Raw genomic sequence first — 15,193 nt, 5'->3', positions numbered from 1 at the left:
TTTTGAGGCCCTCGCCAAACTGTAGGTAGCGCTTTTTTCGTGGGAAAAAAGGAGTTTTAGAAGCTACGCCTGCAATTTGCTTTACATAGCCCCACATTGCTCTTTTTCCCTGTAAAACTGTCCAGCCTAACCTGGAGCCCTATGCGAAAATAGCCGGTAACCATTTTATTATCTGTTATTTGCGTTAGCCAAGGCTACTCTCTTGAGCAACAAGTCCTGGAAGTCGTAGCTGAAATCCGTGTCCGGCGAGAACGGCTTCATCCGGGCCTCGACGATCGCGCCGTCCGGATCGATGACGAAGGTGACGTAGGTGTCGGCCCGGAGCTCCCGGTCCCGCCACCGGACGACGAACGTCTCCCGGCTCCAGGGTTCCATGTCGCCGACCATCCCCGGCGTCTTGGCGAATTTCATGACCAGCTTGGCCGGGCCGCCCTCGTTTCCCCCGGTTCCCGCGCCCCCGCCCTCGACTGTGATATCGATCGGGCCGTACCAGGCGTCCTCGTAGGCCCCGGCGTAGGCGGCCAGCGCGAGCGACGGTTTGGCCGTCCGGTCCCGCTTGGCCTCGGCCGCCGCCAGCGACGCGTCCGTCCGGGCCCCGGCCCGTTCGCTGACTTTGAGATAAGCGGCGGCCCAATCGTACGCCGGCGCGCCCAGGACGCGGTCGAGGACGGCGTAGATGACGGAGTTGTAGGCCTCGTCCGCCTCCTGGTTGGTCAGGACGGTGATGCCCAGTCCGACTTCGGGGACCATGACCACCTTCGAGACGTAGCCCGAGAGGCCGCCCGTGTGGCTGACGACCTTGCGGCCGCGGTAATCGTTGACCCGGAAGCCGAGCGCGTAGCCGCTGAAGTTCATGCGCTGGGCGGCCAGCTCCGGCGCCGGCTCGCTGATGGGGATGGGCGTCACCAGCGTCGTCAGCTGGCGCTCCGTCCCTTCGCCGAAGAGCCGCGTCCCGTCCGGGAGCTTCCCGCCGCCGAGATGGATGAGCATCCAGCGGGCCATATCCTCGGCGCACGAGATTATGCCGCCGGCTGGGTTCATGTGGTCGTTCTCGCTGACCGCGACGGGCGCGGGCCGGCCGTCGACGACCGCGTGCGGGATGGCCACGTTCCCGCCGGGGGAGGCGGCCAGCTCGGCCGAGTGGCGCGGACGGCTCGAGGCCAGGCCGGCCTTCTTCAGGATCCGCTCGGCGACGAAATCCTCCCAGCGCATGCCGCTCACGGCCTCGATGACCTCGCCCGCGGCGATATAGAGCATGTTGTCGTAGGCGTAGGCGCTGCGGAAGCTCGCGGCCGGCCGGATGAAGCGGAGGCGGCCGACGATCTGGCGCCGGCTGTAGTCCGACTCCGGCCAGAGCAGGAGGTCGCCCGCGCCGAGCCCGAGGCCGCTCCGGTGGACGAGCAGGTCGCGCACGGTCATCTCGCGGGTGACGTACGGGTCCCACATCTGGAACCAGGGCAGATAGCGCGTGACCGGGCCGTCCCACTCGATCTTGCCCTCCTCGACGAGAAGGCCCAGGGCCGTGGCCGTGAAGGCCTTGGTGTTCGAAGCGATGCCGAAAAGGGTCCGGGCATCGACGGGCGCCGGCTCGCCGAGCTTGCGGACGCCGTAGCCCTTGGCCAGGACGACCTGGCCGTCCTTGACCACGGCGACGCTCATGCCCGGCACGTCGAAGGCCTTCATGATCCGGTCGACAAGGGCGTCGAATCCGGCCGGAAGTACGGCGGCGGCCGGGGAGCGGGCGGGGGCCGCGGCCCGGGCGACAGACGCGAAGGACGCGAGGCAGACGAGGACGAGCGCCGTCAGGATGGCGACGGCAGCCCGGCCGTGGATCGGCGGAAGAAGGCGAGGGAAGCGGCGTACGGATCGGTTGTCCATGGCCGGATGGTAATTCGGGCCGCGCGCGCTTGTCAACCGGCAGCGCTTCGGGCTAAGATACGGCCATAATGAAGAAGGTCATCACCTACGGCACGTTCGACCTCATCCACAGGGGTCACATCAATATTTTGCGCCGGGCCAAGGCGCTCGGCGACTACCTCATCGTGGCCCTCTCGACAGACGAGTTCACCGCCGGCAAGGGCAAGCGGACCTACTACACCTACGACGAACGCAAGCAGATCCTCGAGGCCATCAAGTACGTCGACGAGGTCATCCCGGAGACGTGCTGGGAGCAGAAGATAGAAGACGTCGTCAGGAACCATGTCTCGGTCTTCGTCATCGGCGAGGACTGGAAAGGCGAATTCGACTTCCTAAAGCCCTACTGCGAGGTCATTTACCTGCCCCGGACTGAAGGCATCTCGACCACTCAAATCAAGACAGACTTGGGTGCCTTGGCTAACGCAAATAAAACAAAACAAAAGAAATAATGCTCTTTTTATGCCTTCCGTAATCAATAGATCTCGCTTTTTTCCCAAGAAAAACACATTTTCGAGATCCCGGTAGCATCTTCCGTCAAATACCTTCTATAAAATGCGTTTTTCAGGCTAAAAACCGCCGAAAAAGCCGCTTTTTCAGCCCTTAAACTGAAATAACTATATAATTATCTGCTATTTGCGTTAGCCAAGGCAACCTTTATAAGGGAGCCGGAGGAGTAGGCCGCGAACTCGGGCGCGTACATCGACTGCAGCGTCGCCGGCGCGGCCTTGAACGTCCCGGCCATGGCGCAGCGGATCCGGTGTTTCAGCGTGTACTCGCCCTCGGGCAGCCACTCCATGAAGAAGTTCGTGCCGCTGTCCCGGATCTCCTCGTAGCGCCCTATCCCCGAGTCCCACCTGTAGCCCGACGCGAGCGCCACCGGCTCGCACCCCGCCGGCCGCGGGTCCCGCAGGTGGACGTACTCCGCCTGATGCCGCGCCCTGATCGACAGATGGACCTCGATCTCGTCGCCGACGGCCAGGGCCGCGCCCTCCGCCAGCGGCCTCAGCACGACCTCCTCGCCCTTCTTCTCGCGCTTGAAGTATGTCCGTTCGACGGCGAACAGGTCGCCGTCGCCCTTCTCCGGCATCTTCTCCGTGCTGAAATGCCACGTCGCGCTGGCGAAGGCCATCCCTTTGCCCGTCTTCGTCGCCCGCACCGTCGCGCACTCCGCCCCCCCCGTTCCCATCCCCGCGCTCTTCCCCGTCCCCATCCGGCCGAGCTTTTCGCCGGCGATCACCAGCTGGTTCTTCTTGCCCGTGTACGCGTCCGGCTCGAAGGTGAACGTCGTTTTCGCGCCGCAGGCCTCGGCCGTCACCGTCTCCCGCGCTCCCAGCGCTCCCGTCTTCTTCAGGAACCAGGCCACCGAGTAGATGACCTCGGCCGTCGCCCGGGTCGATTTCCAATGGTTGAGTTTCTTGTTGAGGAAGAGCCACTGGACGAGCCCTTCGCCGCGGGCGTCCCCCGGCGCGATCTCCTCCAGCGTCCTGAGCGCGAAGGCGTGCGTCTCGATCGTGTCGTTGTACCAGAGCCAGCCGCGGTCCTCCGGCGCCCAGCTCGTGCCGCCGTCCTCGGTCGTCTTCGCGCTGTCCATGACGCTCTCCCAGACGAGCGCCGCGTCCTTCGCCCGCCCCGCCCTCTTGAGCGTCAGCGCCAGGTAGCCCTTCAGGTACGGCGAATGCTCCTTCCAGTGCTTGAAGGAGAAAGCGGTCATCCTCGCCCGCTCCTCCTCCTTGAAGATGCCGCCCGTCCAGGACGCGTCCGGGAAATTGCCGATGACGTAATCAAGGAAGGTCACGAGCTCCCAGCCGCTGTCGCGGGCCATGAGATCGGCCACGATCTCGTCGAGGTAATGCCGGTGCAGGTAGCCGAAGGCCTTCGCCACCGCGTCCTTGGGCACCTCGACGCCGAACTCGACCGCCTTGGAGAAGCCGCTGACGATATAGAGCGTCATGTACGGCGACGGCGGCCCGCCCGGCCACCACGGGAACGCCCCGCTCGACGTCTGGGCCTTCAGGAGCTTGGCCAGCGACGCTTCTCTCTGGGCCCTGGCCACGCGCGGGTCGAGCACCTTCTCGACGCCGTAACCCGCGTCCTTGCCGCCCCGCGCCGTCTCCAGCCAGGGCGTCTCCTCGAGGGCCATCTTCCGGTTGGGATCGGCCGCGTCGAACGTCTCATAGACCGTCTCGCGCCGGCTCAACTCCCCGGCCATCCGGGCCACGGCGGGGTATTGGCCGTAAAGGCTCGTCAGGATGCCCGTCGACAGGAACCGGTTGAGCGTCTGTTCCGTGCACTCGTAAGGGTAATTGACGAGGTAGGGCAGGGCCTCGATGAGCCCGTAAAAAAGCTGGGCGTCGACTGTGATCACGAGCTGCTCGTTGACGCGCGTCGGATCGTCCGTTCCGGCCAGGTCTTCGAAGCGGAGCTCCCGCGTCTTTCCCTCCTTGAGCGTCGCGAACCGAGACTGGACAAGGTGCATCCGCCCCGGCAGCACCGGCAGCGGCCGCAGCTCGCCGTCCGAGAGCGCCCCGCTCCTGGCCGTGACCTTGAAGGCCGCCGTCCCGACCCGGGCCGGCGCCGCCAGCGCGAACGTGACCGGCGCTCCGCCGCCCGGCCCGACCTTGAACGCCTGCGCCGGCACCGCCGCCGGCAGCCCGAAGGCCGGGGCCAGGTTCTCGCCCGTGGCCGGGTCGGTGATCTCGAGCGTCACCTCGCCCGCGAGCGCCGCGGGGCCCGCGTTGTTGACCATGACCCGCACCTCGGCCTTGTCGCCCTCGCGGAAGAACCGCGGCAGGTACGGCCGGACCATGAGGTCCTTGACCGACCTCGTCTCGGCCTCGAGCGTGCCGCCCTCGAGGTCGCGGGTCAGGCCGTGGACGAAGACCCGCCAGCTGGTGACCGAATCGGGCACGGTGAACTCGATCGTCGCCGTGCCGTCGGCCCCGGTCAGGAGGTGCGGCTGCCAGAAAGCCGTCTCGGCGAAGTTCGAGCGCAGCTCGGTCGCCGCCGGTTCTCCGGCCGGACCGGCCTGAGCGGCGGCCGGAGGCGGCGGGGGAGGCGGGACTTCCTTGCCCTCGGCGTCGGAAGCGACGGATTTGCCCATCCTGGCCTGCCGGGCGATCGCCGGCGTCGGAGCTTCCATCTCCGCGACCACGCCGCCTCTGACCCCGCCGAGCACGCCGCCGACCACCCCGCCGAGGACCCCGCCCCGAGATCCGCGCCCCGGCCCGCCGATGCCGTAGCCGCCGAGCGAGGCCAGCTCGTCGCCGCGGAAAGTCGGATAGTCGGGAAGCGCCTTCCAGCCTTTCTCGGACGAGCAGGCCATCGGGGCCTGGCCCAGCCCCGGGTCCCACGCCTTCGTCCCCATCCGGTTCGGATAGAGCCCGGCCAGGCTCGGCGGCCGGTGCGGCGCGAAGATATCCAGGCTGCGGTCGTACATGTAGGCCAGGAGCTCGGCCGCGCCCTTCTCGGCCGGCGCTCCCATCGTTCCTTTCGGCGTCTTGACCGTGACCTGCCAGGTCTCGCGGCCGCCCGGCGTGAGCTTGTCGCGGAAGGTCGCGAAGGAGATGTCCAGCACCTTGTTGTCCCAGGGCACGAAGATCGAGGCGTCGGCGGTCATGAACTGGTGGTCGCGCATCGCGGTCAGGCGCGCGCCGAAACCGCCCCGCAGCTCCTCGGCCACCGGGATCTCGACGACCCCGCCGTCGCGGCCGGCCTCGAGCCAGCGACGCTCCCAGACTTCGCCGCCCTTGAACGTCTCGAAGAGCAGGGGCTGGCCGCTCCAGCCGGCGTCCACGAGGAAACGGGCCTTGCCGCCGACCGACACCGAGGGCCTTTCGGCCCGCAGGACGAGCGGCAGCCTGAACGCCGGCTTGGCCTCTCCGGCGACCAGGAAATTCAGGCTGTCCCGCGAAACCGCTCCGAAATCGTCCTCGGTCTCGTAGAGCAGGCGGTAGGCCCCGGCCGCGAGGCCCCGGACCTCGATCGTCGCCATCCCCTTGGCGTCGTGCTCGGCCGTCCCCCTGGCCGCCTCGGGCCCTTCTTCCCACAAGCGCAGGATCTCGTCCGGCGACACGGCGCCGTCCCAGCGCGGTCTCAGCCGGTCGCCCGGCGTCGGCGGGCAGGCGGGATCCTCAGAGCCGGGCGCGACGCCCAGCGGCTGGTCCGCCGGCGCCAGCGTCTGTCCGGGGCCGGCGAGCCGGACGACCCGCCACGTGCCGCGCCCCGCCTTGGGCGCGCCGTCCAGGTCGGTCCGCAGGACCGGGAACGCGCCTTTCTCGCCGGCGCGAAGGAACGCGCTCTCCTCGTCCACCCGGGCCTCGACGTTGACGAAGCCGAGCCGGAACGACCGCGCGGCCGAGCGCGTCTCGCCGCCCTCGTCCGTGACGTCGATCGAGAGGGTGTAGCGGTAGGAAAGGCCCGCCGCGGCGGCGCCCTTCTTCTCGCCGGCGCGCGGCGTGAAGGCGACTTCGATCGTGCCGTCCGCGTTGATCGCGGCCCGTCCGCCGGCCACGGTCTGGCTGCGGCCGCCGCCCGTCTCGCCCCACCACCACCAGCGCGGGTAGACCGGCTCGCGCTTGACCTGCCAGACCGCCTCGCCGGCCGCAACCGGCAGCCCGAAGTAGTAGCGGGCCTCGGCCTTGAGCGCGGCGGCGCGGTTGAGCCGGAGCGGCTCGGCCGGGTCCTTGATCGAGACCTCGAAGGTCGGCCGCTTGTACTCTTCGACGCGCACCGGCGCGTAGCCGGACGGGGAGGAGCGCAGGCGCCAGGCGCCGAGCGGCCGGCCCGCCGCCGGGATGGCGAACTCGCCGCTGGCCGTGCCGAAGGCGTTGGTCGGGGCCGAGGCCTCGGCGACGCGCTGGCCGTTGATGTCCTCGAGCCAGACCGAGACGAGCGCGCCTGAGTTCGGGGCGATGCGGCCGAGGTCCGTCCGTCCCTTGTAGGCCAGGACCTTCCAGAAGAGTTTCTGGCCCGGCCGGTAGATCGAGCGGTCGGTGTAGATGAGGGCGTTGAAAGCGTCGCGGAACTCTTCCCGGCCCTCGAGATAGATGTAGTCGGCGTCGAAGGCGATGTCGCGGCCCTTCCTGGCCAGCAGGAAATAGGAGCCGCTGCGGCCGGCTGAGGAGAACAGGGCCCGGCCGTCCGCGCCGGTCGTCTTCGTGTCGATCCGGGTGTGGCCCTTGCGCCAGTCGAAGGCGTAGAGATCGACCGTGACGCCGGCGAGCGGCCGGCCCGTGGCGCCGGACAGGGCCACGACCTCTTCGCCCGGGCCCGCGGCCTTGGCCGAAGCCTCGGCCGTGAGCGGACCGGCGCCCTCGCGCTTGATCAGGACGAGGTCGCCGACGACAACGCTAAGGCCGATCCGGCGATTGCCGGCCTCCCGGAAATCCTCGCGGGCCGAGGCGGCGACGAGATAGAGCCCGGGGGCGAGCGAAGCCGGGAGGCTGGCATAGGTGGCGTGGTCGCGATAGTCCGCGGTCCTGGCCAGGTCGGCCGTCCACGAAGCGGCCGGCGTCCGCTCGCTCACGATCCTCTCGGCGTCGCGGTCCTGCGGGAAGATGTCGTAGTCCTTCGAGGCCCTGATGAGCGCCTCGGCGTCGAGGGCGTAGGCGCGGAGGTAAACGCGGTCGAGGTTGCGGTGCGTGACGCGGATCGAGCGCCGGCCCGGCGCGTCGAGACGCATCGCCTCGACCGAATACTCGGGCGCCTCGATCGACTTGACGATGTGGAGCGAGCGCCGGCCGCCGGGCGAGCCGGGGAAGCGTTCGGCGCCTTCGAGCGCGATCTTGCGGGCCCGGACCAGGGCGTCGCGGGATCCCTCGGCGCGCGTGTATTCGGCGAGCATAGCCTGGCCCGTCGCCCACCAGGAGTCCGGGTCCTTGCCGTTGGCGGCGAGGTGATCGGCCAGGTGCCCGCGAACGAGGGCCCGGCCGTCCTCGTCGCTGAAGGCCTCGTGGAGCGCTTCGACGAGGACGAAGCGGGCTTCGAGGGCGGCCGCCGGGCGGTCGTTGCGGCGGCTCCAGGACTCGTGCTCGCCGAGGAGGGCGGCGACCTTCTCGATGGGATGGGCCGCGGGGGAGGCGAGGATGCCGGCCGCGTCGGCCGGGGAAACGCGCCCGGCCTTGGCCAGGAGGCCGGCCAGGTCGATGAGCCAGGTTTCGTTCGACTGGCGCGGCGTCCAGAAGGTCGTGTCGGCGGCCAGCCGGGCCATGAGGTAGACGACGGCGTCGCGCAGGGTGTCGCGCACGCCGGCCGGGTAGTCGCCCGGGCTCCAGAAGTCGGGGAATTCGGCGGCGCGGCGGGCGGCCAGGCGGTCCCGGTCCTTCCAGGCGCGGAGGAGCGCGGCCCAGGCCTCGCCGAAGATGCGGTCGCGGGTCCAGGCCTTGAGATCGACCGGGCCCTTGGATTCGACGGTCTCGCGCTGGTCGATCTCCCAGGAGTAAGCCTGGCAGTAGGTGACGAGCGAGTGGGCGTAGAAGAGCTCGAGCAGGTCGCGCTCGACGGGGGAATCGGGCCAGGCCTGCTCCTTGAGGAAGCGGACGGCGGTCTCGTAGCCGTGGAGGGAGGTGCGGAGCTGGCCTTCGCGGATGAGCGACCAGGTCCAGAGCGAGGCGTCGCCGGCGCGGCGCGCCTCCTCGCGGAGACGGGCGCACTCGGCCGCGGCCGCCTCGAACTTCTGCTCCTCGATGAGCTTCTCGACGGCCGCGCGGGCGGACTGGCCGCGGGCCTGGCCGGGATCTGATGTCGTCATTGGGTCATTCTCCGTTTCGCCGGTCCGGATCGCGGCCGGCGCGGCGGGAGACGAGGGGGTCGAGAGAGCCGGGGAAGAAGATAGGGCAGAGGGCGCGGAAAAAGCGGAAGAGGAAGATGATGATGAGGGCGAAAGCGCGCTCGACGAGGCCGCGGGCCAGGAAGTGGGATAGCCGGGCAGGGGCCGCGCGGCGGACAGGGGGCAAGGGCGGTCGGCCAGAACGGCGCAGAGCCCGCCGCCGAGGACGGCCGCCAGGACGATGACGGCCGGGGCGGACGGTCCGAACCTACGCGGCCAGCGCGTCCGTTCGGTCGTCAGAGGGGGCCTATCGCCGGATCCCTGGTGGCTGTTCGTATCGGAGATGCGACTAGTCATGCGTTCCTCCCGGCGGCCGCCCGCCTTTACAGATGATACATCCTGCCCGCCGGAATAATCCACCGAAATGCATACCGAAATGCGGGACACAATACCTATTTCCGATTTTCCCCTTGTTTCGGCCTGCCCCTTTTCTCTTGAAAAGGGATCGTATCCCCTTGAATTCTCTAAACGGGATCATGTCCCGCATTCCTTGGTTCTTCTCCCATTTCCGGGCAATTTCTCGAGGCGGCGAGGGATGTACGGCAGGGAGCGGAGTCCTCGGAGCGACCATCAGGAGCATGGCGGAGCGACTCGGAGCCATGCTTCTGAGAAAGATCTTCAGAAAGTGCCTTTGTTGATATTTAGCAGGATCGCGGCTTCGAGAGCGCTCAGCCGAGATCCTGCCCGGTCGCTCCCAAGAATCCGCTTCCCAATGCCGGGGGGGGCCGGGGAGCAAGAAGCATATCCCGAGCAAAGCCGGAGAGAGGAGCTTCCCGGAATCTGGAGAAGAACCCATTTCTTGCAGGCGGGAAAATAGGAAATAGGTATTGTGTCCCGCATTTTCATTGAATAGAATGAGCGCGAGCGTTCCAGGAGGAAACATGAAAAAGATTCCCGTTTCGATGATCGGGGCGGCGCTGCTGGCCCTGGCCGTGATCATCCCGGCCGCCGCCCAGCAGGACAAGGGCAAGGGCTTCAACGGGCTCGGCATGAGCCTGAGCAGTCTCTCGCGCCTGTCCAAGGCCCAGACCCGCTCGATCAGCCCGGAGAACTTCACCGGCGAGAAGGGCAAGGCCGCCATGTCGACCGACGGGCCGGCCAAGAACGCCGCCCGCGACCTCGGCCAGGGCTGGAAGGTCTCGCCCTACGTGACCCTCAAGCCCAAGGAGACCTTTGTCATGGCCGACGTCCAAGGCCAGGGGGCCATCCAGCAGATCTGGTGCACGCCCGCCGGCAACTGGCGCTTCGCCATCCTGCGCTTCTATTGGGACGGCGAGACCGAGCCCTCGGTCGAATGCCCGCTCGGAGACTTCTTCGCCTGCGGCTGGGGCCAGTACGCCCAGATCTCGTCGCTCCCGGTCTGCGTCAACCCGGGCAGCGCCTTCAACTGCTACTGGGAGATGCCCTTCCGCAAGGGCTTCAAGATCACGCTAGAGAACATCGCCGACGACAAGTTCACCATCTACTACCAGGTCAACTACGCGCTGACCGAGGTGCCGGACGACGCGGCCTATTTCCATGCCCAGTTCCGCCGCGTCAACCCGGTGCCGTACAAGGACGTCTACACGATCGTCGACGGCGTCAAGGGCTGGGGGCACTACGTCGGCACGTATCTCGCCTGGGGCGTCCACAACAACGGCTGGTGGGGCGAGGGCGAGATCAAGTTCTACATGGACGGGGACTCGAAGTTCCCGACCATCGCCGGCACCGGGACCGAGGACTACTTCTGCGGCTCCTACGACTTCGACGCCAAGGCCCCGGACGGGTCGATCCAGTACCGCGAGTTCACGACGCCCTACACGGGCCTGCCGCAGGTCATCCGCGGCGACGGGCACTACCAGGTCCAGCAGAGGTTCGGGCTCTACCGCTGGCACATCATGGACCCGATCCGCTTCGAGAAGGATCTCAAGGTGACCATCCAGGCTCTGGGCTGGATGTCGGGCGGCCGCTACCTGCCGCTCCAGGACGACATCGCGTCGGTGGCGTTCTGGTATCAGGCCGAGCCGCACGCCAGGTTTCCCAAGCTCCCGTCTAAGGACGTCCTGGAAATCATCTAGGTTGCCTTGGCTAACACAACAGAAAGAAAACAAACAAATAAGCAGATATTCAGGATACGCTCTACAGCTTAGGGCCGTTCTTTTTGCCGGCGAAAACGTGTTTGTGAACGGTGTGGCGCGTCCAGGTCCTGAGGGGGCCTCGGACGTCCATCGATGCCCACAAATCGCGAAAAACCGGTAAAAAAAAGAACGGTCCAAACTGGAAGCCGGCAACTAATCTGGGCCTAACTTTTTCTTTTGCAGCTTGATGCGTTAGCCAAGGCGGCCTTCGACCTCGTCAAGGACGGAGCGGAGGTAATCGGGCGTGGCCGACGTCCGGATGGCGAAGGCACGCTTCATGCCCTTGAGCTCGGTCAGGAAGGGCTTGAAGTCCGAGGGATCGCTCCAGTTGGCCATGGTCAGGCGCTCGATGATGTCCCTCAGGCTGCGCGAGCCGATGATCTCGTCGAGCGACGCGGGCAGGCGGCCGTTCTCCTTGTCGCAGAAGCGGACGACGCGGAAGAACACCTTGCGCAGGACTTCCTGCTGATTGAGGATCTCCTGCTTCAGCAGGAAGAGGTCCTTGACCGACGTCGTCTGGCTCAGCTGCTCGTGGAGCTTCTGGGCGCCGTCCAGGACCTTGTCCACGGCCTCCATGAACGACGCGGCGTCGAGCACGGCGCCGGCCTCGGAGGAGTAGAAGGCGAGTTCGGTGCCGTTCGTGACCGGCTCGGTCCGGCGGTAGCGGGCCAGGCCCTCGAGCACGGCGGCATCGTCGTCCGCGGCCGGCGCGGCGGCGGCTCCGGGCTCTTCCTCGACCGGCTCGGACGGGCCCCGGTCCGGGACCGCGGCGGCCTCGGCCGCGGGCTCGGCGGAGCGCGGGCCGGCAGGCGACGGCATCGTGTACTCGTAGGCGGGATGGCCTTCGAGGAATTCGGTGTCGTCATGGAAGCCGTCGTCCGACTGATCGATGAGGCCGAGCGAGGCGGCCAGGCCCTCGGCCGTCTCGGTCTCCGGGACGCTCGGCGCCGCGCCCGTCCCGTCAACCGCGGCGGCCTCGTCAGCGGGGGCCGGCGGCTCGGCGTTCCCGGGATCCGAGAGCCCGGCCTGGCGCAGGGTCGCGAGCAGGTCGCGGACCTTGCGCAGCTTGCCGATCTCCTCGACCCAATTTACTTCGTCCCCGGCCTTGGGAGCTGGAGGCGGGAGCTGGGCGATGATGCCGGCGTATCCGCCCAGCCGCTGCTTGAGGCAGGCATATTCCGACTCCGCCCTGACCCGGATCTTCTCGATCTCGTCGTTGAGCCCGCCGATCCTCTCCAGCTCGCCGCCGGCCAGGATGGCCGCGTTCTCCATCATCTTCTGGTAATTGACGGCGCGGTCGAAATGGCCGCGGATCTCGCCCCGGAGGTGTTCCTCGGTCGACTGGAGCTCGGCCATGGTCGCCTTGTGCGCTTCGAGCACCTGGCGCACCTCGGTGAAGTCCCGGTTGACGGCTTCGATCCGCCGCTGGGCCTCTTCCTTCTCACGGTTGATCCGCGCGATGAGGGACTGCTCGACCTCGCTTTTCTGGGCCGAGAAGATCTCGCTGACGCGCTTTTCGATATCGTCCAGAATGGCCGCCGGGTCGAGCCGGACATCCGCGTTGGGGTTCATGGGACCTCCTTTAGAACTGGACGGACGAGGGAATCGCCTGCCCCTTGCCGTAAAGATGATTGATGAGGACCAGGACGCCGGTCGGGATGCCGTGCTCGAATTCGACCCCCATCTCGTAGAGGCCGTCCTCGATCATCCGGTTCCAGCGCACGTCGGCCCGGGCCTTGACGATCTGTTTGGACTTGGACAGGTAGAGCGTCATGCGGAGCGAGGAGCCGACCTCGAAGAACCGGTCGGTGACGATCCGGGCGCCGCCGAGGGAGATGTCCTTGGTCAGCGCGTTGACGAGGCGCGGCTCGTCGGCGGGGGAGGGACCGGCGAGCTCGATCGTCACCCGGTTCTCCTCGGCGATCCGCTTGTCTTTCCTGTTCTCTCGCATGGCGTTCTCTGTTCGGTCCCCGTGCCGGACAAGGCCCGGCGATCGTGACTACGGACCGATTTTAAGGCGGGCTGGGAAGCCGTCCATCGCCGCTGGGGGTGATTGGGGGGGGGAATATCCGTCCCCTCCCCTGACCCCAGAAGAGAGGGCCCCCTTTCAAAGGCGCCTTGGCTAACGCAAGCTATAGAGAATAAAAATGATGGGACGGATCAGGCAGGCGCTTCAATCAATAAAAGGGACGTTTTTCCCCCGAAAAAGCCGATCGGGCAGGGATATTCCTGTCAGCGGACAGGCTCGAAAGCGGCCGGACGCGCCGGAGCCGGGTATCGGCCCTTCAAGAAGATGGCCATGTGCACGTACCTCCGGTCTGACGGGTCGAGGGGCGGCTCGCCCTCGTAATCGTGCCAGCGGTCGACGAATTCGGCCCGGGGGATGACGCCGCGGGCGCCGAGGAGAGAGGGGTCCTCGAAATAGAGGTTCGCGGCGTCCATGCCCAGCAGGACCATGTAATGGCCGTCGTCCCAGGTCTCGGTCCAGGGCGCATCCGGGCTGTCGCGCCAAGCTTGGAGGTCGACGATGACCGACCTGCCGTCGGCCAGGGCGCGTTCGAGGTCGGCCATCTCCAGACCCTCGCGGAGGTCGGCGGTCAGGCCGAGCTCGCGGGCGCCGCGGATGATGGCGTCGGGGTGAGTGCCGGCTTCGGGCGTGGTCCGCAGGCGGGCGGCCAGCCGGTCCTCGCGCTCATCGATGCCCCAATAGGCGAGGACGGCCTGGAGCGCGGCCGCGCCGCAGGTATAGCCGGTGCTCTGGCGGACGTCGGGGACGGCAGCGAAGGGCAGAGTGGCCGGGATAAGAGCGGCCGGGGAAGCGGCCATGGCCGCCGCGGCGCCGGACGCGGCGCCGGACGGCCGGGCGGGAGCTGTGGCCCTGCCGGCGAGGAATCCGGCGAAGAGAGCGGCAAGCGCGACGATGACCACGATGATCACGCGGGAGGCGCGGCTGGCGGTCATGGTTTTCCTCCGTTACGGGATCCGGGCTTTCCTATCATGGGCGATGACGCGGGCGCGGTCAAGGGCCGCCGGCGGGCGGCGCCGGGAATGCGGCGCCGGGAATGCGGCGCGGAAAACGGCCCGCGGAGCGGCTCCGTTCGCCCAGCCGCGATTTTGCCCGGACGCGCCCAGGAGTCAGGTTGCCGGCACCCGGAGATCGGGGAGCGGAGCAGGCATCTTGCGCCGGGGCCGGAGAAGAGGATAACCCGGGATCGGAAAAACCTTATAATAGGGCGTAATAACGGGGCGGAGATCGCCCGACGAACGGAGGAGTGGATATGATCGAGAGAACTCGGCTCATCAGCTTGTTCGCCGCGGTCCTGACGCTGGCGGCGTTGACCGGCGCGAGCGGCGGCGCCGCCGCCGCCGGGAGCGGTACGGCGTCGGCCGGCGCGCCGGCCGGGCCGGCCGTTGCGACCGGCCTGCCTAAGAGCCTGGCCGGGCTGGCCGGGCCGTTCGACCTGGCCGGGCCGGTCGCGCCGGAGGTCCGCTATTACGTCCAACGGACCGAGTTCGTCCATTTCGGGTTCGACGGCCGGCGGACCGGGATCGAGACTTACACGGTCAAGATGAAAGTCGTTCCGGCGGCGCTCTCGGGCAAGGGCGGGGACGAATACACCGTGCGCCAGTTCATCGTCCGGGCCGGGGAGGGGGAGCCGGAAACGATCCCCTCGCTCGCCGGCTGGAGCTACGTGTTCAAGAGCAACGCGAGCGGCCGGGACGAGAAGGGCCAGGTGCTGGGCATCCCGCACGATAAGTTCGAGGCCCTCGTCACGAACACGGGCAGGAAGATCCCGGGGATCGGGAATTATCCCATCTACAACAGTTTCATTGATTTCCATGCTTTCAACGACGAGTTCGCCAGGCCGGTGGAGGTCGGAAAAGGCATCCAGGACCTGACTGCGATCGGTCAGACCGTCCGGCACGCGTCGGCCTTCACCGAGCCGCCGGTCAACCTGGGGAGCGCGATCAGGGAAGGCTCGGCTTTCCGGAACGGCGACGTCCGGCTGACCTTCAAGGGGATCGGGCTGGTCGATGGCGCGGCCTGCGCCGTCGTTGGCTACGATTCGGGGGAGAGCACCTTGAAGATGATCATGCCCCAGCCGGACGGCCGGGATATGGTCACCGAGGGCGGATCCCAATACGTCGGCGACATCTATATCGATCTGGCCGGGCGCTGGGTCAGGAAGGTGACGATGGACGAGCATGTCGTCACGGAAACGAGGCTGGCCGCGGCGGCCGGGACGGCGGGGCAGAGGTTCCAGGGGTATACGGTCCGGCACCTGCTGACGCGCCAAGTCGGCCGGGAGGAATACGAGAGGTAGGGGACGGC

8 protein-coding genes are annotated in these 15,193 nt (G+C 67.4%); 3 read left to right on the top strand and 5 right to left on the bottom strand.

Annotated features, from left to right (window positions below):
* Positions 1-168: 168 nt before the first annotated feature.
* Positions 169-1,878: a serine hydrolase gene (locus ABFD52_04560; protein ID MEN6560029.1), complete on the bottom strand. Its 1,710-nt coding sequence runs from the start codon at positions 1,876-1,878 to the stop codon at positions 169-171.
* Positions 1,879-1,946: 68 nt separating this feature from the next.
* Here ABFD52_04560 and tagD point away from each other — a divergent pair, with 68 nt between their 5' ends.
* Entirely contained in the window at positions 1,947-2,366 is a 420-nt protein-coding gene (gene tagD, locus ABFD52_04555) for a glycerol-3-phosphate cytidylyltransferase (GenBank protein MEN6560028.1), read from the top strand.
* Between the two features lie 173 nt (positions 2,367-2,539).
* Here tagD and ABFD52_04550 read toward each other — a convergent pair whose 3' ends face one another.
* Positions 2,540-8,665 (bottom strand): alpha-2-macroglobulin family protein, encoded by a 6,126-nt coding sequence (locus ABFD52_04550; GenBank protein ID MEN6560027.1) that lies wholly within the window; start codon positions 8,663-8,665, stop codon positions 2,540-2,542.
* 959 nt (positions 8,666-9,624) lie between these two features.
* Between ABFD52_04550 and ABFD52_04545 the strand changes: the two genes are divergently transcribed.
* Positions 9,625-10,800, top strand: coding sequence for a glycoside hydrolase family 172 protein (locus ABFD52_04545; GenBank protein ID MEN6560026.1), 1,176 nt, complete (start codon positions 9,625-9,627; stop codon positions 10,798-10,800).
* A gap of 252 nt (positions 10,801-11,052) precedes the next feature.
* Here ABFD52_04545 and ABFD52_04540 read toward each other — a convergent pair whose 3' ends face one another.
* The 3 genes from ABFD52_04540 to ABFD52_04530 form a co-directional block, all read right to left on the bottom strand.
* Positions 11,053-12,432: a hypothetical protein gene (locus ABFD52_04540; protein ID MEN6560025.1), complete on the bottom strand. Its 1,380-nt coding sequence runs from the start codon at positions 12,430-12,432 to the stop codon at positions 11,053-11,055.
* 10 nt (positions 12,433-12,442) lie between these two features.
* Positions 12,443-12,811 (bottom strand): PilZ domain-containing protein, encoded by a 369-nt coding sequence (locus tag ABFD52_04535; GenBank protein ID MEN6560024.1) that lies wholly within the window; start codon positions 12,809-12,811, stop codon positions 12,443-12,445.
* A 281-nt stretch (positions 12,812-13,092) separates the two neighbouring features.
* The gene (locus ABFD52_04530) at positions 13,093-13,821 is read right to left on the bottom strand and encodes a C39 family peptidase (protein MEN6560023.1); all 729 of its coding nucleotides are present in this window, start codon (positions 13,819-13,821) and stop codon (positions 13,093-13,095) included.
* A gap of 317 nt (positions 13,822-14,138) precedes the next feature.
* Between ABFD52_04530 and ABFD52_04525 the strand changes: the two genes are divergently transcribed.
* Positions 14,139-15,185: a hypothetical protein gene (locus ABFD52_04525; GenBank protein MEN6560022.1), complete on the top strand. Its 1,047-nt coding sequence runs from the start codon at positions 14,139-14,141 to the stop codon at positions 15,183-15,185.
* Positions 15,186-15,193 lie beyond the last annotated feature (8 nt).

The organism is Acidobacteriota bacterium, from assembly GCA_039683095.1.
Classification (GTDB): domain Bacteria; phylum Acidobacteriota; class Aminicenantia; order Aminicenantales; family Saccharicenantaceae; genus RBG-16-66-30.
The sequence above is the reverse complement of the archived record's forward strand: the minus strand, read 5'-3'. Positions and strand labels throughout refer to the sequence as shown.